The organism is Pantoea sp. E956-1 (assembly GCF_982223955.1).
Genome location: NZ_CEUYZP010000001.1, coordinates 800,761 through 825,662, shown reverse-complemented (window position 1 = coordinate 825,662; position 24,902 = coordinate 800,761). Strand labels below are relative to the sequence as shown.

Here is a 24,902-nt window from a genome sequence, read left to right as displayed (position 1 = left end):
CGATTGCGCGGCATCGGTGCATTGCACCATAATCGCGCCTCGTTTTGGTTCGGAATCTTCTTAGGCGTACCCGGCTCTGCCAGGTAATCGATTGCGTCGGTAGATGGCATGGCAATTGCTTTGGGCAGTGGGTAAGTCAGGGATTTCAGGCGATTCTGGCACGCAAGTATGCAGCGGCCGGCATCAATGTCCCGGAAACAGAATAAATCAGCATGCAAACCCCTTTGGCAAGAGAGACTGCTGTCTCCTGTATCGAGAGATGATGATGTTAGAAAAACTATTCAAACTCAAAGCGCATAACACCACGGTTCGTACCGAGATTATCGCCGGGATCACCACCTTCCTGGCGATGGCGTATATTCTGTTTGTGAACCCAAGCATTCTGGGCGCGACCGGCATGGACAAGGGCGCGGTATTTGTCGCCACCTGTCTGGCGGCGGCGATCGGCTGCGTGCTGATGGGGCTGATTGCCAACTACCCGATCGCGCTGGCGCCGGGCATGGGACTGAACGCCTTTTTCACCTACACCGTCGTGCTGCACATGGGCTATACGTGGCAGATTGCGCTGGGCGCGGTGTTTCTCTCGGCGGTGATTTTCTTCGCGATGTCGCTATTTAAGATCCGTGAGTGGATTATTGCCAGTATTCCGCTGCCGCTGCGCGCCGGGATTGGTGCCGGTATCGGGCTTTTTCTGGCGCTGATTGCGCTGGAAGGGGCGGGCATCGTGGTCGATAACCCGGCAACGCTGGTGGGCATTGGCGATCTGACTAAACCGGGTCCGCTGCTGGCGATGCTCGGCTTTGTGGTTATCGTGGTACTGGAAGCGCGTCGGGTGACGGGCGCAGTGCTGATCGGTATTCTGCTGGTGACTTTTATCTCCATGGGCATTGGTCTGTCGCCTTTTGCAGGAGTCTTCTCTGCACCGCCGTCGATTGCACCAACCTTTATGCAGCTGGATATTGCCGGCGCGTTTAACGTCGGCCTGATCAGTGTGATTTTTGCCTTCCTGTTTGTTGATGTGTTTGATAACACGGGCACGCTGCTGGGCGTGACTAAACGCGCTGGTCTGGCGGATGAGCAGGGTAACGTGCCGAAGATGGGCCGTGCGCTGATTGCTGACAGTGCGGCTGCACTGTTTGGTTCACTGCTGGGCACCTCGACCACCACCAGTTATGTGGAATCGGCGGCGGGCGTGAGTGCCGGTGGCCGTACCGGCCTGACCGCGATTGTGGTAGGTGTGCTGTTCCTGCTGGCCCTGTTTTTCTCGCCGCTTGCTTCAAGCGTTCCGGTTTATGCCACTGCGCCTGCGTTGCTGTTTGTCGCGGTGCTGATGGCATCGGGTCTGGCAGAAATTGACTGGAAAGATATCACCACCGCCGCGCCGGTCACCGTGACCGCGCTGACCATGCCGCTGACCTATTCGATCGCTAACGGCATCGCGTTTGGTTTTATTACCTGGACGCTGGTGAAGCTGCTGAGCGGTCGTGCGAAAGAGGTGAATGCGGCGCTGGTGATCCTGTCGATTCTGTTTGTGATTAAGCTGGGATGGTTGAGTGCTTAGTTGTTGCCTGGCTGCGCGCTGGCACTGAATAGGTTTCGCTTAGCTGCGGGCTGGCTATGAGCGGGTTTCGCCCGCCAGGCGTTCGGGGGTTTCAGGTTGCCCGTGCAGGCGGACGCGTTAAGGGGCGGACGTCCGCCCCTTAACAATCCCGGCGTCCGGCTGCCTGCGCGCGTCGTTGTGCGGGGTACCTTCGTCACGCTCTGCGGCCGACGGACCGTCCGGACTCGTCATCCCTGGCTCATGCCGTCCTTTCGCCGACGTCCTGACGGCTCCCGGCTTCCGGTTGTTCCTCAGCGCTTCGGATGCCCCTGGGAAACCCCCTGCCGGTGGGTTTGTTACCCGGATGGGCGGGGCTCAAGTTACTGAAAGCGGGGAAAGATTCATAAGGTTTCTTTTTACCTTTGGTCCTTACAAACGTGATTCGGTACCTGGTGACCTGGGAGATTGCGTAGTGGCAGATATCATATGTGGCTCAGTCTACTTGCACAGCCTGCTTTATCATTTCTGCAACGACACTTCTGCTAAAACCTGTTTCATCCGCGATTTCCATTACTTTGGCCTCTGCCATAGCTTTGCTACGCATTGCTGAAAGGACGGGTTTAAAGGCATGGTTATTTCCCTGAAGGTTTAACGGCAGCGAAATGCTGGCAATTAACGTTTCTTCAACAACCCATGGTTCTTCATCTGCTACCCAGTACACCTTTGCATTCTTTTCCATCCATCGATCTAACCATTGTTCGCCAGGATGGGTAAACGTTGTTCTTTTACCCGAGCCAACCCGACGGAGCGGGAAATTACTTTCCGTCGCTAGCAATACCCCCAACGTGCGCCTTAGCGTTGACCCTTCGGCATTACCGCTATAGTGGGTTTTAATGCGCTGTCTGAGATTGGCGCAGCTATTAGGTTTTCCCTTCTTATCAGGCGAAATACCGACGTAGAGCAATGTGTATCCATCCTTTGTGATGCAACCTTCAGTCGGAACGCCTGGGGGAATCTCTTTGAACCACCAGAAATAGATACCATTCACCGCAGGAACAGGCGTGGGACGGCACATGACCTCTGCTCTGCTGAATGTTTTTTCAGGATAAAAATTAAACACACATATTCTCCGCTCTGATTCATGCTGGTATTTTATGAGATCATTGCCTGGGAATGTTTGATTTAATAAGGGGGAATGATGAGTTTAAGAGTTACGCAGCAGCAGGTGGATACCTGGAAAAAACGTATTCAGCGAGATGGTTTAAAAGGTTCGACCTACTTTTGCCAACATGGTGGAACTGTTTGGGTTTCAGCATCTGCGGATCATCAGGCTATCTGTCATAAAGTTTTAGGAAGGGATTCGGGAACAAGTTCTTTGGCTAGTTATTTGCGCTGGGATGATGTCGGCGCGGTTGCTTTGGTTGAATTGTTGTATGCAATTGAAACGGCATAGAACAACAAATTACGCCCCACTGCAAAGGCTCTGTCGCCATTTTGTCGCCACTGGCGTCCAAGGTGTGATCTGGATGGTTGATTATAAATAGGCTGGATTTCAGGCAACAAAAAAACCATAAACATAGTGTGAAGCGCTGTCCTTTATTGCCCAGCCAAACAGGGAGTGGTCAAAATAGTATCTGAGAGGATTCGGTTCTTGATTCATCAGCTTAGCCTCTGATTACGATATGTCCCTTCTTCAGAAAGAGCGCTGGTCTATAGTTATCAAATTGGCTTTGAGGACAATAGTCAGTGAGGGCGGAAACGGCGTTGAGACCCGCTTTTCGGTAACAGCTTCGGAGCCTGCCGTTAACGGCATCAACTGAGATTGCCGGAATGCTGCTTATTTGTTTGATTTTCATTCCGCGGACCAGCAGATATACCACCTCACATTTTTTTTCGATAAATACGGATGAGGGAGATTCGAAGGTCGCATGAATCCCGGCGCCCGGCTGCCTGCGCGCCACGCTTCGCGCGGTGCCTTCGTCATTCGCTGCGGCCGACGGACCGTCCGGACTCGCCATCCCTGGCTCGTGCCGTCCTTTCGCCGACGTCCTGTCGGCTCATCCTTGCCTTCGGTTGTTCCTCAGCGCTTCGGACGCCTCGCACAAACCCCGCCTGTAATTATCTTTTCATTTCGCTGTTGCCGTGCTGTCTGATGGTCTGATGGTCTGATGGTCTGATCGCAAAGACAATCCCAAATACCCACAGCGATAAATCACTCAACATAAAAAGAAAAGATAACAGCGAGGGGGTCGGGAGGCCATCAGAACCGCTGAGCGGATGAGGGATTTCAGGACGAGCGACAGGGATGTCGCGAAGAGGCGGGTTCGCGCCATGGATGGCGCGTCCCGCCGGTCCGTGAGAAATCCTGAAATAGCGAAGGAACCGCGAAGCGGCGGTGAAGCAGGCCGGAGCCCGGGGTCAAGGGGGCGCGGCGACTGGCGCCCCCTTGTCGGTCGCCTGCAGAGGCGAATCTGAAACTGCCCGGCTAACCAGGCGAACGAAACCTTCTCATAGCCCGTTCGCGCAGCGAACAATCCCAGCCTTAGCAAAGCACCCCAGCCCGTTCGCGCAGCGAACATCCCCCGCTTCAGGCGGCTAACGCTTACCTGAAAGGTGGTTCATTAAAGGTACGCAACTTACGCGAATGCAGCTTATCGCCCTCGGCGCGCAGCAGCTCAACAGCGTGAATACCAATCTGCAGATGCTCCGAAATCGCCCCTTCATAGAAACGATTCGCCTGACCGGGCAGCTTAATCTCACCGTGCAACGGCTTGTCTGAAACGCAGAGCAGCGTGCCGTACGGCACCCGGAAGCGATAACCCTGTGCGGCAATGGTGGCGCTTTCCATATCGACCGCCACCGCACGGCTCAGGTTAAAGCGCAGTGCCGAAGCGGAGTAGCGCAGTTCCCAGTTGCGATCGTCCGTGGTCACTACGGTGCCGGTACGCAACCGCTGCTTCACCTCTTCGCCTGGCATGCCGCTCACCGATTTGGTGGCGTCATACAGCGCGCGCTGCACTTCGGCAATGCTGGGTACCGGGATATCAGGCGGCAGCACACTGTCCAGCACGTGATCGTCGCGCAGATAGGCATGGGCCAGCACATAATCACCGATCCGCTGGCTCTCGCGCAGACCGCCACAGTGACCAATCATCAGCCACGCATGTGGACGCATCACCGCCAGATGATCGCAGATGGTTTTGGCATTCGACGGGCCAACACCAATGTTAATCAGCGTAATACCGCGACGATTTGGGGAGGTGAGATGCCAGGCAGGCATCTGGTGCTTCTTCCACGCCAGATCCGAGAGCATCGACTCACTGTCAGCGGTGTCGGCGGTCAGCACCACATCGCCCGCGCAGGCCAGGCTGTCGTAAGGGGTACTGGGATCGCGCACCTGCTCGATCGCCCAGCGCACAAACTCATCAACATAACGGGTGTAGTTGGTGAACAGCACAAACGGCTGGAAGTGCTCTACGCTGGTGCCGGTGTAGTGACGCAGCCGGGCCAGCGAGAAGTCGGTTCGCAGCGCGTCGAAGTGCGACAGAGGGGATTTTGCATCGGCATGGAACAGGCCATCGGCGGTCTCATCGCCAATCTGTGACAGCTCGGTGGTCGGGAAGTGGCGCGCAATACCGGCGCTCATGGTGCGATCCAGTGACAGGTCGGAACCGTCGATCACGTAAGGATAGGGGATCTCCTGGCTGGAGGGCCCCACGTCGATCTCCAGCTGATACTCCTTCTCCAGCATCTGAAGCTGTTCCGAAATATAGTGGCGCAGCAATGCCGGGCGGGTGATGGTGGTGCTGTAACTGCCAGTGTGGGTGAAACGTCCCCAGGCACGCGTGCGGTTCTGCTGCGGACCGTCGCCGCGCCAGGTGATGCGCAGCTCCGGATAAACAAATAGTCCCTGCGCCCGAGCGGCGGCATCGGGCAGCGTGCCGTTTTCGGTAAAGGCTTTAATCGCCTCACGTAGCGCATCGACGGCGCCATCGTACAGGCGTTCAAGTTCATCCAGCGCCTGCTGGCTGGTCAGGTTTTTCCGTAGTGTCGGCATGGTTTCTCCTTCCATTTTTTTTCCGCAATTTGCCCCAAGCTTAGCGGGTTTGTTGCGGAGATTGGTGAAGAATCTGTGATCGCCGTTTTTTTGCGCCAGCGAAGCGCGAATTCTGAGCAGTGCTGTTTTAAATGAGGATTCGCCGCACTGAAATTCATTAAGAAAAGCTTTACGATCAGAAGCGGTGATTCGCCACTTTTAAATGCGTTAACGATGAAGAGAGGGCGGAAAAACCGCCAGCAGCAAAGCATGCCCAATCGATCATAACGTCAGGGAAATAATCAGGTTTGCTACAGCGGGCGGGGCAGTGAGGCAGATTGTGCCGTGGCGGCATTAAAAAGTTTGTAACCATGATTAATTTGCACCGGAAAGACTTTGCATATTTCTCTGCCCACTATCATCATTAGAACTCCTGTCCAGTCTCTTCTGATTTGGTAATCCTTTGCAAAATCCCGGCGTAGCAGTGATGCAGGCGATCAAGCGCACGGCGTGGTACCCGAAACGCCGTTCGTATCGCACGCTCTACTGGCGTGAGATATCGCCATTAGCAGTGCCTATCTTTTTCGAGAACGCCTGTGTGCTATTGATGGGCGTACTGAGCACCTTCCTGGTCAGCTGGCTGGGTAAAGAGGCGATGGCGGGTGTGGGCCTGGCCGACAGCTTCAACATGGTGATCATCTCGTTCTTTGCTGCCATCGATCTCGGTACCACGGTGGTGGTGGCGTTCAGCCTGGCAAAACGCAACGGCAAGCGCGCCCGTGCCGCCACGCGTCAGTCGCTGGCCATGATGACGATACTCGCCTTTGTACTGGTGATCGCCATTGAGTTCTGGGGCCATCTGATTGTCGATGCGATTGCCGGTGCCGCCGATCCGAAAGTCAAAGCGCTGGCGCTGAGCTATCTGCAGACTTCCGCCTGGAGCTATCCGGCCGCCGCTATCACCCTGATTGGCAGCGGAGCGCTGCGCGGTGCAGGTAATACCAAAATTCCGATGCTGATTAACGGCGGCATGAACATCCTCAACATCATCATCAGTAGCGTGCTGATTTATGGCTGCTTCTCGTGGGACGGTTTAGGGTTTATCGGTGCCGGGCTCGGACTGACCATCACCCGCTATATCGGGGCGATCGCGGTGATTTACGTGCTGATGATCGGCTTTAACGCGTCACTGAAAATCACGCTGTCGAGCTATTTCCGGCGCTGGAACAGCAGCATTCTGATGGAAGTTTTAGGTATAGGCGTGCCTGCCAGTATCGAGTCGGTGCTGTTCAACGGCGGTAAACTGCTGACACAGGTGTTTGTTGCCGGAATGGGCACCAGCGAGATTGCCGGGAATTTTATCGCTTTTTCTATCGCCTCACTGATCAACCTGCCAGGCAATGCGCTGGGTTCGGCTTCAACGATTATCACCGGTACCCGTCTGGGCAGGAATCAGGTGTTCCAGGCGGAACGCCAGGTGCGGCACGTCTTCTGGCTGGCGACGGTCTGCCTGACCGCGATGGCCCTGCTGACGGTGCCGCTGGCCGGGTTGCTGGCGCGGTTTTATACCAGCGATCCGGAAGTGATTAACGTGACGAAGCAGCTGATCTGGCTTAACGCGCTGTTTATGCCGTTATGGGCCGCTTCCTGGGTGCTGCCTGCCGGACTCAAGGGCGCACGCGATGCGCGTTACACCATGTATGTGTCGATGTTCAGCATGTGGGGCGCCCGCGTGGTGGTCGGCTACCTGCTCGGTATTGAACTGGGGATGGGCGTGACCGGCGTCTGGCTGGGGATGTTCCTCGACTGGACGGTGCGTGGCATCTTCTTCTGGTGGCGACTTAACAGCGGCAAGTGGCTCAACCGCTATCGAAAAATGATCGCGAAAACCGGTTAGCGCACTGTTCACGCCTTTCCCCCGCCGCGGGGAAAGGCGTCATACCTCTTTCAGCACCATTAAAAATAACATCTCCGTCACATCTCCAGACTTTCGAACCGAATTTCAGACAGTTGCACAAAGCCAGCCTCCCCGGACAGGGTTAGCGTAATGCCTGCTGCGCACCGACGCAGACACTACTTATCAAGGTGACCCTATGATCCGTCTGAAAACGGCGCTGGCACTCCTGCCGCTGCTGTGTAGCGCCCCGTTATGGGCGACAACCTTTGTTTATGTGTCCAATGCCGAATCCGGCACCGTTTCCCGCTATCAGCTCAGCGAGGCGAATGGCAGTCTGCAATGGCGTGGCGATACGCCTGCCGGTAAAAAGATTATGCCGCTGGCGGCCAGCCCGGATGGTAAACGGCTCTATGGTGCGCTGCGGAGTCCGCCTTACTCGATCATCAGCTGGCGCGTCTCGGGTTCGCACGGTGACTTGCAGAAACTGGCGGTGACGCCGGTTGCAGCCAGCTTTCCGTGGATCACCACCGACAGAAGTGGGCGCTATCTGCTGGCTGCCTCTTATGACAGCGATATCGTCACCAGTAACCGGATTGATGACAAAGGCATTGTGACACCACAGGTCACGGGCGAGGTGAAAACCGGGCCGCATGCCCATTCGGTGATCACCGACGTCAGCAATCATTCCCTTTACGTCGGCAACCTTGGCGCGGATCGCGTGCTGCAATATGCCTTTGCGGATAATGGCGCGATAACGCCGCTGGGAACCGGATTTGTTCAGGGCGAGAAGAACAGCGGTGCACGGCATTCCGTGATATCGCCCGACAATCGCTTCCTCTATAACCTCGCGGAGATGAGCGGCACCATTACGCAGTTCCGGCGCGCGGCGGATGGATCGCTGACGGAGCTGAAAACCTGGCCGAATGCGGTGGCGAAAAAATATAACCTGCAGCATGGCGAGCAGCGCCCGGCGGGCTACAGCGATCCCACGCCGCGCATCTGGGCGGCAGACATTAAAATCACCCCGGACGGACAATTTATCTATGTCACCGAGCGCACCTCCAGCACCGTCAGCGGCTACCGGGTTGATAAACAGTCGGGTGAACTAACGCTGATCGACAGCTGGCCGGTTGAAAAACAGCCTCGCAGTATTGCGATTGATGCGCAGGGTAAATGGCTGATCGTCAGCGGGGAGAAGAGCGCGGTGATTGGCAGTTACGCCATCGATCCCGCCAGCGGTGAACTCAAACGGGTTGCTGAAGCCCCGGCTGGTAAAGGCGCGAACTGGGTGACGCTGATAACGCAGTAACCGTTTTGAGCCGCTGGCGTATGGCAATGGCTAAACAGATGCGGGCTGCTTATGCCATTTCCGGCATAAGCAGCGCAGAAATTTTTGGTTCTGATCGGGGGCATAAGCGGGTTTACTCAGGGCATCAACTGATGCGGAGAGCCTGAGATGAAACAGAAACTGATAGCCTGGTTTGAACAGCTGCTGAGCGGCCCTGTGGCGAGTGAACGTGTGCATGATATTAACGTGGAACTGCTGCTGCCGCTGAGCCAGCTGTATGGACTGGAATATTATCCGGCAGTGCACCGCTACCATGAAAAATAATGGTTGTTGTATGTTGTCTGGTTAAAGGCCCGCTACGTTGCGGGCCTTTTTGCGTTTGGGCCCAGGATAGAGTGTGGACTTCATTTCTCCGATTAATACAGGGTAGAGATCTCTGATAGGCATGTCAGGGAACTTCGTTTAATATCTGCGAGTTGTGTTCCAGTTCTGCCTGTTGTCGTCCAGCGTTAATCGACGTATTCTTTTTCTGCGCCTGCAAAATCAGGCGACGGAATTGGAACTCCGGTTAATCATACTGGCGACAATGTATTATTGTCGTGCGTCTCGCTACACCTCAATGGTGGGCTGGGCGAGGGCACCTTAGGGTGCGCCGGTTCAGTATGCCCGGTAGTTCCAACCTCGTTCAGTCTGCCACCCATGAGATTGGAACCTCAGGTGGCGGTTTAAAAGCATACTGGAGACATCCCCATGACCACGAACCTCGATCAATGCCACTTCTCATCTAAAATCGCCCCATCTAAAACACAACGTCGCTATACCATCGGCTATCAGCCTAAACGCGGTGATTGCAGTACACCTGCAATACATCTGAGCGGAAAATGGCTGCGTGAGGCAGGATTTGATACCGGAACCATTATTACGGTGAAAATTGAGCAGGGTTGTCTTGTGCTGGTTCCGGAAAATGATTAAATATAATTTCCTGATATAGGTAAATGACTCAGATAATGTTAATCACTTTCCTTCAATTGCGTAATGACGCTTGTTTTTAGAGTTTATCTGGCAGGTTATATAAGAGAGGTTGTAAAGTCTATTTTTGATGTTTTCTACAGGAACATCTGAATGGTTTCTATAAACGTTTAAAAGAGCTTTCCAGCATTCGTCTTAATTTATCCTGACTAATCTAAAAGATAAAAGCCCAATACTTTCGCAGCAGGCTTTTATCTTTCTTTTGAATCACGATTAGTGCATTAACTGACTGACCAGACCGGTAAGATCAGCCTTTTTATCCACAACGCCTGACGTTGACGCTTTATCCACCAGCTGCGGCAGATATTTCGCCAGCAAATTAAGCGCATCGCTGGTGTTAATACCCATCCGCGCAGCCAGTTGCTCAATCGCCTCAGAGTTAATCATCTTCTGCACAAGGTCGCTGCTCAGCGCAACGTTCTGCTCATCGCCCAGCCAGGAGTTAACTACCTCACTGTACTCGCCGCTCTGCAGGTGACTCACGATAGTATGTAAACCGCCTTGCTGCTCAACCCACTCCAGCACACCTTTCACTTCCTGGCTGGTCTGATTATTCAGGCCGCACATGGCCAGTACTGTTTCCAGTAAACTCATTCTGTTATCCCCTTTAACGTAATCTATTAAGACTGTTTACATGCTCTGATTTTATGAATGACAAACAGCACAATAATTGAACCCACGGTAGAAATGCCAATGCTGTAAATATTGAAGCCATCGACCTTGCCAAAACCCAGAGCAGTACTGACTACACCGCCAATCAGCGCACCGATAATACCCAGAATAATGGTCATGAAAATGCCCATATGTTCTTTGCCTGGCATAATACATCTGGCGATAATGCCGGCAAGTAATCCGAATACAACCCATGACAATATACCCATCATTAACATCCTCTATTTTTATATTAATTACAGCAACGTTTAGCAGTGGTTTAACTCATGAATTAAAAGCAGGTGTATCGTACGCCGAGCAGTATTTGCCTGGCAATCCTGTTTTCTTTATTAAACTAAACGTATCAGAAACGATAGGGGAGTAAATATGAGCATTCTGGATAATATTAAAAATATAGGCGATGAGTTGTTACATGCTGTGGATAAAAATGTTGATGATAAGTCTGTCACCACCGCAGAGAGTAATCGTACTTATACCGTTAAATCAGGCGACACGCTCAGCGCCATCGCAAAGCAGTTTTACAATGATGCGTCCCAATACATGAAAATCTTTGAGGCGAATAAAAACCTTCTCAGCAGCCCGGATAAAATAGCACCGGGTCAGGTACTGACCATTCCTGAGTAATAATTCGTCAATAGTATGAGCCAGCTGGCGCAAATATTGCCCGGCTGGTTTTTCATTTAAAGCCAGCTCGTCATAACACCATGGCTGGGTTACGCCAGACAGCCTGCGTTGATTCAGACTTAACGGTGGTCTCGGTAATAGCAGCCGCAGACGAGCTGAGATGAAGAGTCAGACAGGAAGAGAAAACGGGGATCGCTGAAAAGCAAAAAAACCGCTCAGGTTTCCCTGAGCGGGTTTTTCTAATCTGGCTCCTCTGACTGGACTCGAACCAGTGACATACGGATTAACAGTCCGCCGTTCTACCGACTGAACTACAGAGGAATCGTGTGAACGAGGCGAATATTAACGGCGTCGCTCTAAGGTGTCAACAGCAAAAAATACATTATCATTCAACTGGCTAGCTTTAACGCAAAGCGATCGTGATTTAAGCAGTTTGCGCAGTGTCAGCGGCGATTCTGGCAAGGGGATCCTGCTGGTAAAACTGGCGCAGATGCTGATACATGGCGGGAAAGCGTTCGGCCAGCAGAACCGGAGCCGTAAAGAAATATTCAGAGAGCACGGCGAAGCACTCAGCCGGATCGCTGGCGGCGTAGGGATCGATCGTGGCGGCCTGTTCACCCACCAGTTCAACTTCACTCTCAATCTCCGCCATCGCGGCACGCAAATCCTTCTCCCAGAGTGCGACGTCACGCAGCGACATGACCGGAATACCGCTGGTGTAACCGCTGCCGCGGGCATCCAGCTTGTGCGCAACTTCGTGGATCACCAGATTAAAGCCGGAGAGATCGAACGAGTCCTGAATATCGAGCCAGTTGAGTACGACCGGCCCCTGCGTCCAGCTCTGTCCGGCGTGAACCGCAGGCGCGCTGTGAACCAGCCCATCGTCATCCTGCCATTGATCGTCGACCTCGAACGGCTCGGGATAGACCAGCACATCGTGGAATCCGTCCAGCCACTCCAGGCCCAGTTTCAGCACTGGCAGGCAGAATAGCAGGGCGATCCGCACACTGCGCAGTTCATCCAGCTGAACACCGTCGAGCGGCACCAGCTTTTTCTGCTGCAGAAAGCGTTGCGCAAGCTCAACCAGCGCCTGCTGTTCAGCCTCATCCAGCTGGCTGAATATCGGTTGCGCCAGCCCCTGCTGCCATGGCAGCGTGGCCAGGGTGGCGTCGTTATGCGTTTTCCAGGGCCATTTAAACATCGCAACTCCCGCACAGAACCGGACTATTTCGCTATCCTGACGCGCCAGACATAAAAATGCCAGCATCGAAAACACCATGCTGGCACTGTTCATCTGGCGACAGGGCTAAGGCCGTCTATTCAACCCGTTAGCACGGTCGTTGTCTGTGATTCAGCCCGCAAAGCGTGGGGCCGGGGCGTCAGTTGCGCTCAATACGATGAAACTCAATCACCCACACCCAGGGATTCACTTCCCAGCTGGTCGCACCATACTGTTTTTCCCAGGCTTTACGGTACGCCTCTTTGGGCGATTCAGAATTGACGTTCATGGTGAAGAAGTTATTGAGGAAGTGCGAATCGGTCTGCACGCCTTCCGCCATAATGTCATCTTCACTGATGTCCTGAATTTTCTCGGCGCGCACGCCGGTAATTTCCAGATTGATGCGGCTGGCCCAGCGCGGCATATGAATGGCGGTTTGCCAGCCAAACTGCTCTGCTTCCGGCGTGCTCAGTGCATGCTGGCCCAGCTCGTTGCTGTCTGCACGATACTGGCAATATTCTGGCTGGCGGAAGGGCGTAGGATCGCGTTCATAATCGGCCAGATACTGCTCGGGTACCATCGGGCCACGCCAGGTTTCACGCACCCAGAGCACGTCACCCGGTTTACCGTAAGGACACTGATAGCTGATGTCCGTCATCGACATCATTTTATAACCATGCAGATGATTAGCACTCACATCGAAAGCGTGTACGCCCTCGTGATGATCCTGTCCCGGACCGAAAGCCTGAGTTTTCATAATGCGCCGGGTTTGCGTTTGCTGGCCAACCAACAGGGCACGAACACGCTGTTCGGAAAAAAGAATCGGCCGTTCTTTCATGGATTACCTCTTTTTATTAGTAGAACCCGGTTACTGCTGTAAACGTCCATTTGCTTCACATCTGAGAGTTATCATAAAAGCTTTAAATCATTTTGCTTAATAATTTGTCGGCTGACAGTCACTTTAAAATTGTCACTTTAGTAGTTAAAAACCAGCAAAATGCAAAAAGCGCACCAAAGCTTATCACGCAACCGGCGAAAAGCGACGAACAGCCCGGATACAGTACGTTATAACCGTAAAAATAGGAACCTTTTCAGACTTTTTCACCTGTCATAACGTGCAGTTTTACACTTAATGGCGTGACAAAAAAACGCTAAGCATGAAGCAGGAAGTTGGTTAAGTTCGAACCAAACATTACGCCTCTTAAACTAATTTTCTTAGCAGCAATTTACTGAGGAAAGACTGAAAACAGCCGAAATTGCGGTTATTGTGTAACAGAGATGCTATACAGGTGATCCAGGTCTCATTTTTTTGCCCGGAATCGCTGGCAGCGCTGCTCTTTTCAACGGCACTGTAAAAAAAGTGTCATTAGCCAGTCGCTATGATGGTTTGCCGTTTGCGCACTGATCGCGACAGAGAAGCTGCTGTCGATCACTACAGGGAGATAGATTATGTCACTCACACTCTGGCAATCTCGCTATGAAAGCTGGTTTCAGGCGAACTGGATCCACGACGACGGCGCGCACGATATCGCCCATCTGCGGCGTGTCTGGATGAGCGCACAACGAATCATGAACGGCACGCCCGCTGATCCGCTGGTGGTGCTGACCGCCTGCTATTTTCACGATGTGGTGAATCTGCCGAAGAATCATCCGGAACGTCATCTCGCCTCTACCTATGCCGCGACGGAAACCCAGCGTATTTTGCAGCAGGACTTTCCTGATTTCCCGGCTGAAAAGATTGATGACGTGATGCATGCCGTTAAAACCCACAGTTTCAGCGCCGGCATACCGCCTCAGACGCTGGAAGCTAAAATCGTACAGGATGCTGACCGGCTGGAGTCGCTGGGGGCGATCGGACTGGCGCGGGTCTTCTACACCGCCGGTGCGCTGAACCGGCCGTTGTTCGACAGCCAGGACCCGCTGGGTAAAGATCGCGAGTTGAATGATGTTAAGTGGACGCTGGATCATTTCCAGAAGAAGCTGCTGCGTCTGCCGGAAACCATGCACACCGAAACCGGCCGCATGCTGGCTGAACATAATGCCGATTTCCTGGTGCGCTATATGGCGAAACTTTATGCCGAGCTACAGGGTAATCTGGTGGGAATGGATGAGGGTGTACTTCGAGATTTCAGCCCATTACAGACCGAATATTAAATTTTTGTGACAGTATGTTAATCGAAACGGTCATCCGGTAGCGTGTAGCGATAACAAAAAGGAGCTGCCCGATGACAGAAACTGTTAATTTAACGATTAAAATTGATCCTGAGCTGAAAGAAACGATTAAACAGCTGGCGCTGGAAAATCAGATTTCGATGAGCCAGGAGATTGTGCAACGTTTGCAGGCCAGTCTGGAAACGCATCCACATCCGGCGATTGATAACCAGGACATCACTGAAGAGGGGACTGAGGGATCCAGTGCCGCTGACGTGAAGACCGATGCATTAAGTGCAACAGAGCTGAAGCAGATTCGGCTGCTGCTGAAGAAGCAGAGCAAGAAGAAGAAATAAAACAGAAACCCGTCGCCAGACGGGTTTTTTCATTTCAGGGTGCTTACGACTTCAGCTGACGAATATGCGGCAGTAACAGCTGAGCCACCGCCGCAAACACCGGCACCACCACCGAGTTACCAAACTGCTTATAAGCCTGAGTGTCCGAAACCGGAATGCGGAACGGCTCGCGGCCTGGCACATCAAAGCCCATCAGGCGGGCGCACTCGCGCGGGGAAAGGCGGCGTGGCCGACGCGCCATGTTATCGGCATCCTGAAACTCCGCTTCGCCCAGCGCACTGTCCCAGCCGCGATCGATCAGAATCTCTGAGCCATCTTTGTAGTAACGTGCTGACAGCGTACGCACGCAGCAGTCAGGATTACGCGGATCGTTGAGGCCAAAGCCAAAGCCATTGCCTTTGGCTTTATGTTTTTTCGCATACTGGTAGAGATAGCGCCACAACACCGGTGACAGGATATATTTGTCGTCTGGCGCGCTCTCCAGCAGGCTCTGCAGGCTGGGTACCTGCGCCGGGTAGAAACGGCGGATATCGCGCAGCGTAAAATCCTGCTTTTTCAGGTCACGGCGAATACCCACCAGCACAATGCGTTCGCGATGCTGCGGCAGGAAGTGACGCGCATCGATCACTTTGGCATCCGGGCTGCTGGCGCCCGCATCCGCAACGTCATACCCCAGCTCATCCAGCGTCTCCATGATAATGGCGAAGGTGCGGCCCTTGTCATGACTCTTGAGGTTTTTCACATTCTCCAGCACAAAGAACGGCGGCTTCTTGGCAGCCAGGATACGGGCCACATCGAAAAACAGCGTGCCCTGTACCTGACACTCAAAGCCATGTGCACGGCCCAGCGCATTTTTCTTGCTGACGCCCGCCAGCGAAAAGGGCTGGCAGGGAAAACCGGCCAGCAGCACCTGATGATCGGGGATTGCCGCATCAATCGCGCGGTATATCGCCTCATCGTCGGTCAGACCTTCCGGCTGGGTGACCTGGCGGATATCCGTATTGAAGTGATGCTCCAGCGGATCGCTATAGTGGTTGGCTTTGTAAGTGCGGACCGCCTCTTTATTCCATTCACTGGTGAACACGCACTTGCCGCCGATCGCCTCGAACCCCTTACGAATGCCGCCAATACCGGCAAAGAGATCGATAAAACGAAATTCAGGATTATCATAATGGGCGGGACGGGATGGCAGCAGCCCCTGTAACAGCGACAGTTCCGCCTCACACAGCGGTGGCAGGGCGGTTTTACCCTGACGAATCCGGTTCAGGAGCGCCGGCGTCCAGCAGGAAAATCCTGCCTGCTGCAGGCGGGCCGTGAGATCACGAACCGAATAGATTGCCAGCACCTGCTGAAAGAGTTCAGACGCATCAGCAGATGAAAGTGCAGCAGAGAGTGGTTCAGCGAGGGCGGCGGGATGCATGCGTTTTTCCTTAACAGTAAGGTGCCTATGCTATCACTCCAGACGCTGTGAGGAAATTGCCTGGATGTGCCCTGTGTCAGCCCCCGGAATGTTCTGTTTTTGCGGCGCACTGTGTGAAGTCGTCGTGCGGCGGCTTTCGCTTTTCGTGGCGCAGGCTAAAGTTGAAGGACCAGCAAAAAAGGAGAGGTTATGGCTGATGTTCACTCCAGCGAAATACGCAGCAAAAATATGCGTGCCATTCGCGCTCAGGATACGGCAATTGAGCAACGTATTGCGCTGCTGCTGAAAGATCGGGGATTCAGCTTTCGCGTGCAGGATAAAAACCTGCCGGGACGGCCCGATTTCGTTCTGACAGAACATCAGGCAATTATTTTTGTTCATGGCTGCTTCTGGCATCGTCATCACTGCTATCTGTTTAAACTGCCGGCGACGCGCACAGAATTCTGGACCGGAAAAATCAACAGCAACGTTGAACGTGATCGGCGTTATGTGCGACAGCTACAGGAGAGCGGCTGGAAAGTGCTGATCATCTGGGAGTGTGCGCTACGTGGCAAACTGCGCCTGACGGATCAGGATCTGCTGGAGCGGCTGGAGGAGTGGCTGCTGGCGATGCCGGAGAGTGCCGAAGTCGACCATCAGGGCATTCATCATTACAACGCCGATTGCTAATCACAGACATAATTGGTTAGATCTGCGCTTTCTCCGTGGCCAGGAGCCTGAAATGAGCAGCATAAAACTGACGGTAAAACGCCTTTACCAGATTCGTGACGAGCGGATGGTGAATACCAAAGCGACCGCGCGGGTTTACTGCGGCGACAGGCTTGTCGCCACGGAGGAGATCACCGGCATGACCGAAAGCCCGGTCAGCAAATATCTGCATGCTGAAGGAGCCGCAGGCGAGACGGTGCGGGTAGAGTGGGATTGTGAGGGCATCGCCGAGATGACCGTTACGGAAATTGAGCGCTGCCCATGTTGTCAACATAACGAACCAGACTAAGGATAAGATTTTGGCGGGAACCAGTTTACTGACTTTACTTGATGATATTGCAACACTTCTGGACGATATTTCCGTCATGGGGAAAGTGGCGGCGAAAAAGACCGCTGGCGTACTGGGCGACGATCTGTCGCTGAATGCTCAGCAGGTCAGCGGCGTGAAAGCCAACCGTGAGCTGCCGGTAGTATGGGGCGTTGCCAAAGGATCGTTTCTTAACAAACTGATCCTGGTGCCACTGGCGCTGATTATCTCTGCATTTGCGCCCTGGCTGATTACGCCGCTGCTGATGATTGGCGGTGCCTATCTCTGCTACGAAGGCGTGGAGAAGGTGATGCACAGTCTGCAGCATGACAAGCAGAGCAAATCACCGGAAGCGCGTCAGCAGCGACTCGATTCGCTGGCGAATCAGAATGCGGCAGAGTTTGAGAAGAAGAAGATTAAAGGCGCGGTGCGCACCGATTTCATTCTGTCAGCCGAAATTGTCGCGATTACCTTAGGCATCGTGTCGGAATCGCCGCTGCTCAACCAGGTGATTATCCTGGCGGGCATCGCAATTCTGGTGACGGTAGGCGTTTACGGCATCGTAGCGGCCATCGTAAAAATTGATGACTTTGGATTCTGGCTGCGTGAGAAACCGTCTCGCCTTGCGCAGGGGCTGGGTAGCGTGCTGCTGGCGGCCGCGCCCTGGCTGATGAAGATCCTCTCGGTGGTCGGCACCATCGCCATGTTCCTGGTCGGCGGCGGTATTGTGGTACACGGCATCGCACCGCTGCATCATCTGATCGAGGAAGTCAGCAGTGGCTTCAGCGGCTGGATCGCCATGCTGCTCAGCAACGGCGCCAACCTGGTGCTCGGCTTTATCATTGGGTCGATCGTGCTGTTAGTGGTCAACCTTATTGCCAGAGTGCGCGGAAAATCGGTATAAAGCGCACTGTGATTTACGGTCAGGAGAATGACGATGAACGACGACATGTTTGAATTTGATATCGGCGCACAACTGGAGCAGGCTGAAGCGAAAGCGGAGAAAAAAGCCAGCGAAGTGCCGGATGATCTCGGTGACGAAGCCGATTGCGAAGGCTGTAAAATCTGACGTCAGCGTCAATACTTCATCATCAAAGCGGATAAGATTTTTTATCCGCTTTTTTTATTTTCCGCATATCCAGCTGATTAATTCCGAATTTGCCCTTTTTTTGCGTGCCTTAACAGGCAAGGGTCGGCTTTGCCTGCTATAAAGAAAATAATCACCCAGGTTAATAACACTCAGGTTAACAAAAGGAGCGCATCATGGTTTTCGCAATCAGTGAAGAAGTGCAGCATAAGGAAGAGGGGCAGACGATGGTGGTGACCGGCTATGCCAGTGGCATGGTGGAGTGTCGCTGGTATGACGGCTATGCCGTGCGCAGTGAAGCCTTTCGCAGCGATGAACTCTGCGCTCTGAACCCCGCGCAGCAACTGGCGAGCTGACAGCATCAGGCCTGTGGGTTCTGCGATCCGACAGGCCCGGTTTCTGCTTTTCAGTGGCCCGGCACACTCCCTGTGCCGCCCTGTTTTCAGACGTTACCGTCGTTATCCTCTTCAACCGCCTGATAAATACGTTGCAGGACATCCGGGAAGGCTGACTGGACGCGACTCCAGCTCGGTATAAACGGCTTATCGTTAGGACGCTCAATAAACGCCTGACCCGCTTCCAGAATCGACTGGGTAAACATCTCTACCGCTGCCTCTTCCACATGCTGATCAAACTTCAGCCCGTTCATTGCCGCCTCGTGGTTATAAGTCTCCATCATATCCAGCGCATTACGATAATAGGTCGCCTTCAGCACCCGGAACGAGTCGCTGGTCAGCGGCACACCCATGGTAGCGAGCTTACGCAGCAGTGACTGAACGATATCACTGCTCATGCGCTTCAGACCGCCGGTGCCGTCATCTTCAGCCAGCGGCTGGTGCTTGTGATCGTAATTATCGGCGATCTCAACCTGGCACGACTGGCGGGTGGTGTAGTTACGGTAAATCTCCGACAACACGCCAATCTCCAGTCCCCAGTCGCCGGGGATTTTAATCCCGTTCAGCACATGCGTCCGCATGGCGAACTCCCCGGAGAGCGGATAGCGGAAGCTCGACAGATATTCAAGATATTCTGAATGGCCATAAACTTTCTGCAGCGATCGCAGCAGCGGACCCACCAGCAGACGTCCCACGCGACCGTTAAGCTTGCCATCCGCGACGCGCGCGTAGAACCCCTTACAGAACTCATACTGAAACGCCGGGTTCGCCACCGGGTAGAGCAGGCGAGCCAGCATTCCGCGCTCATAGGTGACGATATCGCAGTCATGCAGTGCCACACAGCTGGTACGGTCTGACGCCAGCGTATAGCCGGTGCAGAACCAGACGTTGCGTCCTTTGCCGGGATTTGTGGGTGACAGACCTTCTTTATCCAGCTCGGCATCAATCGCCTTCAGACGCGGGCCATCGTTCCACAGAATGCGATGCCGTTGCGGCAGACGGGAGAAAAACTCGCGGGCAAACAGGAACTGGTCGCGGTCGGCACGATCCAGCCCAATCACAATTTCATCCAGATAGGGCACTTTAGCCAGCTCATCGACGATTTTCGTCAGCGCCGGGCCTTCAAGTTCGGAAAACAGCGATGGCAGGATCAGCCCCATTTTACGTTTGCGGGCAAAGCGTACCATCTCTTTTTCCAGCGACTCCACGCTACGGTGGGTGAGGTTGTGAAAGTTGGTGATTACGCCATTCTGATAAAAGTCACTCATCGCATCATCCTTTTAATGCCCGTGGGCAGCTTATTGAGGTTGAGTCAAAAAATAGTCCAGTCCCTCACGCCAGCCCTCTGGGCCATGGTGAGCCGTGTGATAGATTTGCTGCTGATCGGTGCGGCTGAGTGTCACCGGTGTTTTACTGTAGCCCTTAATCACGACCGCATAATCAACCGCATCCAGCATCGGCGCATCGTTAGGCCCGTCACCCAGTCCAATCGTCACGCGTGCCTCACCGGGTGAATGCGCCAGCAGCCAGTGCAGGGCTTCGCCTTTGCCGCTGCCCGCGGGCATCACATGCCAGAAACGCCCACCCTGGGTCAGCGCCAGGCCTTCAGCACGCAGCGCATCATGGAACTGGTCAAACGCCTCGTCACTGTCGCGCCAGACAATCACTTCTGACGCATCGCGCTGACGCGACAGTTCTGCATCCGCCTCGCTCAGGCCGGTCATCGAGGCCACTTCCGGATCAGAAAAGTCATGAAAGCCGGTAAAACGGTAGTCAGTTTTTAAGGCAGCCAGCCGCTGGCAGATAGCGTCATAGGTCAGCGTGTTGTCGGGCAGGCGGATCCGCTGCTGATCGTGCGTTTGTACCACGGCACCGTTCTCAGCAATAAACGGTGACCCGCTGATGCCGAGCCTTTTTTGCAGCGGAATAATCTCGGCTGCCGTTTTGCTGGAACAGATGACCAGCGGAACAGCATGCTGCTTCAGCGTGTCGAGCCATTCGGTAGCCGCATCCCAGCGATAGGTATGATGGTCGAGTAACGATCCATCCAGATCGGTAATAATCATTAACGGCTGTTGGAGATCGGGCATTTACGGGCTCCTTTCATCACGTTCGCGGCTAAAGCAGCGATTTTTCAATATTATAGTTGAATATGGCTCACACTTTTTTTCCTGCCACACTGGCTGGAAATCCAGGATAATTCTTAAATCGAAACCGCAGGGAAAGTGAGTATGCAAGAAGTGTGCAGCGCTAAGTGACTGTCTGGCGCGGTGTTTTCTGTAACAGTTGTTCCATAATTATCAGTCAGGTTGCAGAAACGTGCATATCTGATACTTGTTTCGGAGTCGGGAAAGCGTAATCTGCACAGGTGTTAAGAATTCCCTGGTGTAACGAATTGAATTTTTACCCGGCCTTCCCGCCGGGTATTTTTTTGAAATCGATTTCAGCGATTCGCTTCATAGGCGCGATAATCACAAATATCAATTTCAAACGCCTCCGCCAGTTCGCTATAGGAGTGGAAAACCCGGCCTTCTACTTCCAGCCGGGGTGTCTGATCCTGCTCCATATACTCCCGTACCTCTCCCGACGTTCTGGCCTGGATTGCCGCCAGTAAACCTTCGACATCAATCTGCAGATCGGATGGCTGAGCATCGCCGTGCTGTTTTTCGTCTGTCATATTCTGACTCCTGAGAGCAAACAGAGTAATCAGTATAGAACGCAGGGCAGAAAGGCGGGAGCGGAGAGATCGCAGGCAAAAAAAAGCCCGCGCTGCGCGGGCAAAATCCTTGTTACTTTCAGGTTATGGCTGCACCTATGGGGTGGTGCAGTGAAAAGAGTTTAAAGGCCTGGCGCGTAAAAAGTCTTGCGGTGAAATGTTAAGGAATTGCAAAAGTTTCTCCTTACTCAGATTTACCTGACTTTTCGACTCAACAGAGCAGATTCAGCTATAATTGGCCATAAAGCTGATTTTTATCAATACCTAAAGGAATGGTTATGGACATCTTACGAATTATTATTGCTATTCTGCTGCCCCCGCTGGGCGTGTTTATGCAGGTTGGTTTTGGGGGCGCCTTCTGGCTGAATATCCTGCTGACACTCTGTGGTTACATCCCCGGTATTATCCACGCCGTCTGGGTTATTGCCCGCCGCTAACGCGCTGCATCGCCACGGTTCTTCGTTTAGACTGTAATCAGTCAATAATCTGGAGAACTGAAATGAAGGTAAATGACCGCGTCAGCGTCAAGACCGATGGCGGCCCGCGTCGTGTTGGCACCATTCTGGCTATGGAGCCGTTTAATGAAGGCACCATGTTCCTGGTGGCGCTGGAAGATTATCCGCTGGGTATCTGGTTTTTTAACGAGACGCAGCAGCCGGATGGCATTTTCGTCGAGCCTTACCACGAAGCCTGAGTCTGACGCGCAATAAAAAAGCCGCCTTTCCGCTTGCCGGAAAGGCGGCTTTTTGCTGTCGGAGATTACGCGGCTGACATCAGCCGTTGATGTTTAACCGCTATGACCTCAGAAGGTTTCCCAGTTATCGCTGCCGCCCGCGAGTGCCGGACGGGGTGCCAGAGCCGGTGTTTTTAAGGGTGAAGAGACGCGTGCAGCCACACCTGTGGTTGCAGGGGTATCCTGCAGGCGGAATGCCGCGACCGCCTGCGTCAGTTTACCCGCCTGATCTTCCAGCGAGGCCGCTGCAGCGGAGGCTTCTTCCACCAGCGAGGCGTTCTGCTGGGTGACATTATCCATTTCGGTGACCGCCTGGCTCACCTGCTGAATACCGCGGCTCTGCTCGTCCGAGGCCGCCGCAATTTCCGACATAATATCGGTTACGCGACGGACGGCTTCGACAATCTCACCCATAGTGCTACCGGCTGCGCCAACCTGATGCGAACCATCATTAATCAGCGTGACCGACTCAGCAATCAGCGATTCAATCTCTTTGGCCGCCTGCGCACTGCGCTGGGCCAGATTACGTACTTCGCTGGCGACCACCGCAAAGCCACGACCCTGCTCTCCGGCACGCGCCGCTTCTACCGCCGCGTTGAGCGCCAGGATGTTGGTCTGAAACGCAATGCTGTTAATGACGTTGGTGATTTCAGCGATTTTTTTCGAGCTGCCGGAAATATTGGTCATGGTTTTCACCACACTATTGACCAGATCACCACCGCTGCGCGCTTTACCGGAAGCATCCGCGGCAAGCTGGCTGGCGTGATGGGCATTCTCGGCGTTCTGTTTCACCGTAGCGGTAAGTTGCTCCATGCTGGCTGCGGTCTGCTCTAGTGCCGCCGCCTGCTGCTCGGTGCGTGAGGAGAGATCGGTGTTACCGGCTGAAATTTCGCTGGAGCCCTGATAAATCGCCACAGCACCTTCACGCACCGTTCCAACGGTGGTGACCAGCGCCTGCTGCATCAGTTGCAGGTTATGGATCAGCGTACCAATCTCGCTGCGGCCATGGGGCAGGGGAGCGGAGGTCAGATCACCCTGCGCAATGCGTTCGATACGCAGCACCGACTGACGCAGCGGATTAATTACCACGCGGCGCAGGAAGACGAAGGTTAACAGTACCAGCACCAGTGCGGCACTGAATGCCACGGCCATAGAGATAAAGCCGATGCGCGACTGTTGATCGGCCTGGGCGGTAATGGCGTTGGCGCGTTCAGTCCGGATCTTGATTGCCTTCAGCAATACCGCGTTGTAGTCGTCATCCAGCTTGCGGGTTACATCGGTCTCCTGAGCGATGATGCCCTCAAAGCTGCCCTGTTTACCGGATTCAATCATCGGTATCAGGCCTTTGGTAATGTAATCGTTGAAGCGAGCCTGCAGCGTGGCATCCAGTTCCATATCCGCGGGCGTCTTCACTTCACGTGCCTGATAAATCGCGAAGCCATCTTTTGCCTGCTGAATCCGTTTTTCGGCGGCGGCAATATTGGCGCGAAACTCATCCATTTCACCAATACGCGCGGCGGCACCAGCCTGAATAATGGTCAGGCGCGCAGTACGCAGGTGGTTTGAACTGTTAGAGAGACCCATACGAACCTGAATCTCATCCGTGGCATCATCGAGAGAGTGATTGCCGGAAATCAGAAAGTAACTGGCGACACCAATACAGAGTGCGAACAGCAGCAAAATGCCGCCGAAGATCAGGCTAAACAGCGGCACCAGGCGGAGATTCTGCCAGATGCCAGCGCTTTTCTGTCCATTATTATCTAATGCAGTGTTCATATCCTTGCTCTCTTGAGACTGTTGTTATAAGGCATAACATCGGCAAAAGAGCGTAAAGGCTTAGCGGTAAGAGTGAGACCTGGATCCCAATTTCGGGCAAAAAAAAACCGGCCAGATAGGCCGGTTTCTCAGATGTTATGATCAGCGGATATTAACGTAAATACCTGAAGTCACATTATCCGTTAAACGCACCACATGATAAATAACCTGCTTATTATGGGTTTTGATTTTGCGTTTAATATTACCTTTGTGTGACGATACCGTTTTGGCCTTAATTTGCATTTTATCTGAGATCTGGATGGTGTCATGACCTGACATCCACATCTTCAGCATGTTTGACTCAGTCTGGCTCAGCGTTAATGGATGTACGTCCATGCCCGAAGAGATGCGCGCAGACTGGTTAAGCTTCTTCTGCAAATAGGTGCTGAGTAAGGAGTCCAGGGTCGAAGTTTTCATCGATTTTGATGTAATAATCAGGTTCTTACGAACGTAGAGGTATTCCTCAAAATGGATGTTGCTAATCGCCATGAATATAAAGAACAGCGTATCAGGATGCTGCGTAATAATGCTGCGGATACGTTCACTGGAATCTGACTCATGAATGAAACAATCTTCATTAATAAAGACGACGCCAGGATTTAATTGCTCACATTTTTGCTGTAGTTGCTCAATATCGGAGACAGAAGAGATGTTTTTCTTCTTAACTCCTTTTAAAGACATATAGTCTGATAATCCCAGGCGTGTGTAGTTGCAGGAATCCATAATAATAGTTGGCATAATAGCGACCCTCACCAATTTGTTATCCGTTTAAATCAACGATGAATACGCGTTGCGGTACGAGAGAGATTTCTTAGGTACTTTTTATTCTGCTCGTGCAGTTTGGCAACAGGCAAACGCCCATAAAAGTCTTCATCCCTGACCCGTTCTGCAAAAAATTTGTGCTGCCAT

At 53.3% G+C, this 24,902-nt stretch carries 27 protein-coding genes, 1 tRNA gene and 1 pseudogene; 16 read left to right on the top strand and 13 right to left on the bottom strand.

The window, feature by feature from the left end; genetic code table 11:
- The first annotated feature begins 262 nt into the window (after positions 1 to 262).
- A complete protein-coding gene (locus tag AC0T7J_RS04180) occupies positions 263 to 1,561 on the top strand; it encodes an NCS2 family permease (protein ID WP_222104191.1) in 1,299 nt (432 codons plus the stop codon).
- A gap of 472 nt (positions 1,562 to 2,033) precedes the next feature.
- Here AC0T7J_RS04180 and AC0T7J_RS04175 read toward each other — a convergent pair whose 3' ends face one another.
- A complete protein-coding gene (locus tag AC0T7J_RS04175; protein ID WP_473792335.1) occupies positions 2,034 to 2,660 on the bottom strand; it encodes a GIY-YIG nuclease family protein in 627 nt (208 codons plus the stop codon).
- Between the two features lie 78 nt (positions 2,661 to 2,738).
- Here AC0T7J_RS04175 and AC0T7J_RS04170 point away from each other — a divergent pair, with 78 nt between their 5' ends.
- On the top strand, positions 2,739 to 2,993 hold the full coding sequence (locus tag AC0T7J_RS04170) for a hypothetical protein (RefSeq protein ID WP_473792333.1): 255 nt from the start codon (positions 2,739 to 2,741) through the stop codon (positions 2,991 to 2,993).
- A 1,149-nt stretch (positions 2,994 to 4,142) separates the two neighbouring features.
- Here AC0T7J_RS04170 and AC0T7J_RS04165 read toward each other — a convergent pair.
- Positions 4,143 to 5,597, bottom strand: coding sequence for an AMP nucleosidase (locus AC0T7J_RS04165; RefSeq protein ID WP_031591057.1), 1,455 nt, complete (start codon positions 5,595 to 5,597; stop codon positions 4,143 to 4,145).
- A gap of 466 nt (positions 5,598 to 6,063) precedes the next feature.
- On the opposite strand from AC0T7J_RS04165, the gene AC0T7J_RS04160 reads away from it, so the two are divergent.
- The 4 genes from AC0T7J_RS04160 (at position 6,064) to AC0T7J_RS04145 (ending at position 9,733) form a co-directional block, all read left to right on the top strand.
- Positions 6,064 to 7,473 carry an EmmdR/YeeO family multidrug/toxin efflux MATE transporter gene (locus tag AC0T7J_RS04160; RefSeq protein WP_010670873.1) on the top strand — a complete coding sequence of 470 codons (1,410 nt, stop codon included), beginning with the start codon at positions 6,064 to 6,066 and terminating at the stop codon, positions 7,471 to 7,473.
- Between the two features lie 196 nt (positions 7,474 to 7,669).
- Positions 7,670 to 8,782 carry a lactonase family protein gene (locus AC0T7J_RS04155; protein WP_473792330.1) on the top strand — a complete coding sequence of 371 codons (1,113 nt, stop codon included), beginning with the start codon at positions 7,670 to 7,672 and terminating at the stop codon, positions 8,780 to 8,782.
- Positions 8,783 to 8,929: 147 nt separating this feature from the next.
- Positions 8,930 to 9,085, top strand: coding sequence for a hypothetical protein (locus tag AC0T7J_RS04150; protein WP_010670871.1), 156 nt, complete (start codon positions 8,930 to 8,932; stop codon positions 9,083 to 9,085).
- Positions 9,086 to 9,511: 426 nt separating this feature from the next.
- Complete coding sequence (locus AC0T7J_RS04145; protein ID WP_473792328.1) at positions 9,512 to 9,733, top strand: SymE family type I addiction module toxin; 222 nt, start codon at positions 9,512 to 9,514, stop codon at positions 9,731 to 9,733.
- A gap of 270 nt (positions 9,734 to 10,003) precedes the next feature.
- Here AC0T7J_RS04145 and AC0T7J_RS04140 read toward each other — a convergent pair whose 3' ends face one another.
- The gene (locus AC0T7J_RS04140) at positions 10,004 to 10,384 is read right to left on the bottom strand and encodes a YidB family protein (RefSeq protein WP_473792326.1); all 381 of its coding nucleotides are present in this window, start codon (positions 10,382 to 10,384) and stop codon (positions 10,004 to 10,006) included.
- 26 nt (positions 10,385 to 10,410) lie between these two features.
- Positions 10,411 to 10,671, bottom strand: coding sequence for a GlsB/YeaQ/YmgE family stress response membrane protein (locus AC0T7J_RS04135; RefSeq protein ID WP_473793177.1), 261 nt, complete (start codon positions 10,669 to 10,671; stop codon positions 10,411 to 10,413).
- Positions 10,672 to 10,888: 217 nt separating this feature from the next.
- On the opposite strand from AC0T7J_RS04135, the pseudogene AC0T7J_RS04130 reads away from it, so the two are divergent.
- A pseudogene (locus AC0T7J_RS04130) lies at positions 10,889 to 11,086 on the top strand (LysM peptidoglycan-binding domain-containing protein); the annotation flags it as partial.
- 245 nt (positions 11,087 to 11,331) lie between these two features.
- Here the strand turns inward: AC0T7J_RS04130 and AC0T7J_RS04125 are convergent.
- The 3 genes from AC0T7J_RS04125 to AC0T7J_RS04115 form a co-directional block, all read right to left on the bottom strand.
- Positions 11,332 to 11,407 (bottom strand) — tRNA-Asn (locus tag AC0T7J_RS04125).
- A gap of 103 nt (positions 11,408 to 11,510) precedes the next feature.
- Positions 11,511 to 12,287: a DgsA anti-repressor MtfA gene (gene mtfA, locus AC0T7J_RS04120; RefSeq protein WP_473792324.1), complete on the bottom strand. Its 777-nt coding sequence runs from the start codon at positions 12,285 to 12,287 to the stop codon at positions 11,511 to 11,513.
- Positions 12,288 to 12,465: 178 nt separating this feature from the next.
- A complete protein-coding gene (locus AC0T7J_RS04115; protein ID WP_010247721.1) occupies positions 12,466 to 13,143 on the bottom strand; it encodes an ASCH domain-containing protein in 678 nt (225 codons plus the stop codon).
- A 611-nt stretch (positions 13,144 to 13,754) separates the two neighbouring features.
- Here AC0T7J_RS04115 and AC0T7J_RS04110 point away from each other — a divergent pair.
- Positions 13,755 to 14,459, top strand: a complete 705-nt coding sequence (locus AC0T7J_RS04110; protein WP_473792322.1) for a phosphohydrolase — start codon at positions 13,755 to 13,757, stop codon at positions 14,457 to 14,459.
- A 71-nt stretch (positions 14,460 to 14,530) separates the two neighbouring features.
- Positions 14,531 to 14,812, top strand: a complete 282-nt coding sequence (locus AC0T7J_RS04105) for an Arc family DNA-binding protein (protein ID WP_010247717.1) — start codon at positions 14,531 to 14,533, stop codon at positions 14,810 to 14,812.
- Between the two features lie 43 nt (positions 14,813 to 14,855).
- Here AC0T7J_RS04105 and dcm read toward each other — a convergent pair whose 3' ends face one another.
- Positions 14,856 to 16,232, bottom strand: a complete 1,377-nt coding sequence (gene dcm, locus AC0T7J_RS04100; protein ID WP_010247715.1) for a DNA (cytosine-5-)-methyltransferase — start codon at positions 16,230 to 16,232, stop codon at positions 14,856 to 14,858.
- A gap of 189 nt (positions 16,233 to 16,421) precedes the next feature.
- On the opposite strand from dcm, the gene AC0T7J_RS04095 reads away from it, so the two are divergent.
- The 5 genes from AC0T7J_RS04095 (at position 16,422) to AC0T7J_RS04075 (ending at position 18,690) form a co-directional block, all read left to right on the top strand.
- Positions 16,422 to 16,901, top strand: a complete 480-nt coding sequence (locus AC0T7J_RS04095; RefSeq protein ID WP_010247714.1) for a very short patch repair endonuclease — start codon at positions 16,422 to 16,424, stop codon at positions 16,899 to 16,901.
- 52 nt (positions 16,902 to 16,953) lie between these two features.
- Positions 16,954 to 17,229 carry a hypothetical protein gene (locus AC0T7J_RS04090; RefSeq protein WP_010247711.1) on the top strand — a complete coding sequence of 92 codons (276 nt, stop codon included), beginning with the start codon at positions 16,954 to 16,956 and terminating at the stop codon, positions 17,227 to 17,229.
- Positions 17,230 to 17,239: 10 nt separating this feature from the next.
- On the top strand, positions 17,240 to 18,151 hold the full coding sequence (locus AC0T7J_RS04085; protein ID WP_010247708.1) for a DUF808 domain-containing protein: 912 nt from the start codon (positions 17,240 to 17,242) through the stop codon (positions 18,149 to 18,151).
- Positions 18,152 to 18,184: 33 nt separating this feature from the next.
- A complete protein-coding gene (locus tag AC0T7J_RS04080; protein WP_473792318.1) occupies positions 18,185 to 18,316 on the top strand; it encodes a hypothetical protein in 132 nt (43 codons plus the stop codon).
- Between the two features lie 194 nt (positions 18,317 to 18,510).
- Positions 18,511 to 18,690: a YodC family protein gene (locus tag AC0T7J_RS04075; RefSeq protein WP_223565369.1), complete on the top strand. Its 180-nt coding sequence runs from the start codon at positions 18,511 to 18,513 to the stop codon at positions 18,688 to 18,690.
- 86 nt (positions 18,691 to 18,776) lie between these two features.
- On the opposite strand, the gene AC0T7J_RS04070 is transcribed toward AC0T7J_RS04075, so the two are convergent.
- The 3 genes from AC0T7J_RS04070 to AC0T7J_RS04060 form a co-directional block, all read right to left on the bottom strand.
- Entirely contained in the window at positions 18,777 to 19,997 is a 1,221-nt protein-coding gene (locus tag AC0T7J_RS04070) for a glycosyltransferase family protein (protein ID WP_010247700.1), read from the bottom strand.
- Positions 19,998 to 20,027: 30 nt separating this feature from the next.
- On the bottom strand, positions 20,028 to 20,819 hold the full coding sequence (locus AC0T7J_RS04065; protein WP_473792315.1) for a mannosyl-3-phosphoglycerate phosphatase-related protein: 792 nt from the start codon (positions 20,817 to 20,819) through the stop codon (positions 20,028 to 20,030).
- A 353-nt stretch (positions 20,820 to 21,172) separates the two neighbouring features.
- Positions 21,173 to 21,406, bottom strand: coding sequence for a DUF2525 domain-containing protein (locus AC0T7J_RS04060; RefSeq protein ID WP_010247694.1), 234 nt, complete (start codon positions 21,404 to 21,406; stop codon positions 21,173 to 21,175).
- 317 nt (positions 21,407 to 21,723) lie between these two features.
- Between AC0T7J_RS04060 and AC0T7J_RS04055 the strand changes: the two genes are divergently transcribed.
- Together AC0T7J_RS04055 and dsrB are read left to right on the top strand one after the other, a co-directional pair.
- Positions 21,724 to 21,882: a YqaE/Pmp3 family membrane protein gene (locus AC0T7J_RS04055; protein ID WP_010247691.1), complete on the top strand. Its 159-nt coding sequence runs from the start codon at positions 21,724 to 21,726 to the stop codon at positions 21,880 to 21,882.
- Positions 21,883 to 21,944: 62 nt separating this feature from the next.
- Positions 21,945 to 22,139 carry a protein DsrB gene (dsrB, locus tag AC0T7J_RS04050; RefSeq protein WP_062757866.1) on the top strand — a complete coding sequence of 65 codons (195 nt, stop codon included), beginning with the start codon at positions 21,945 to 21,947 and terminating at the stop codon, positions 22,137 to 22,139.
- A gap of 108 nt (positions 22,140 to 22,247) precedes the next feature.
- Here dsrB and AC0T7J_RS04045 read toward each other — a convergent pair whose 3' ends face one another.
- Together AC0T7J_RS04045 and rcsA are read right to left on the bottom strand one after the other, a co-directional pair.
- Positions 22,248 to 23,954 carry a methyl-accepting chemotaxis protein gene (locus AC0T7J_RS04045; RefSeq protein WP_473792312.1) on the bottom strand — a complete coding sequence of 569 codons (1,707 nt, stop codon included), beginning with the start codon at positions 23,952 to 23,954 and terminating at the stop codon, positions 22,248 to 22,250.
- Positions 23,955 to 24,095: 141 nt separating this feature from the next.
- Positions 24,096 to 24,731: a transcriptional regulator RcsA gene (gene rcsA, locus AC0T7J_RS04040; RefSeq protein ID WP_010247685.1), complete on the bottom strand. Its 636-nt coding sequence runs from the start codon at positions 24,729 to 24,731 to the stop codon at positions 24,096 to 24,098.
- Positions 24,732 to 24,902: the final 171 nt, after the last annotated feature.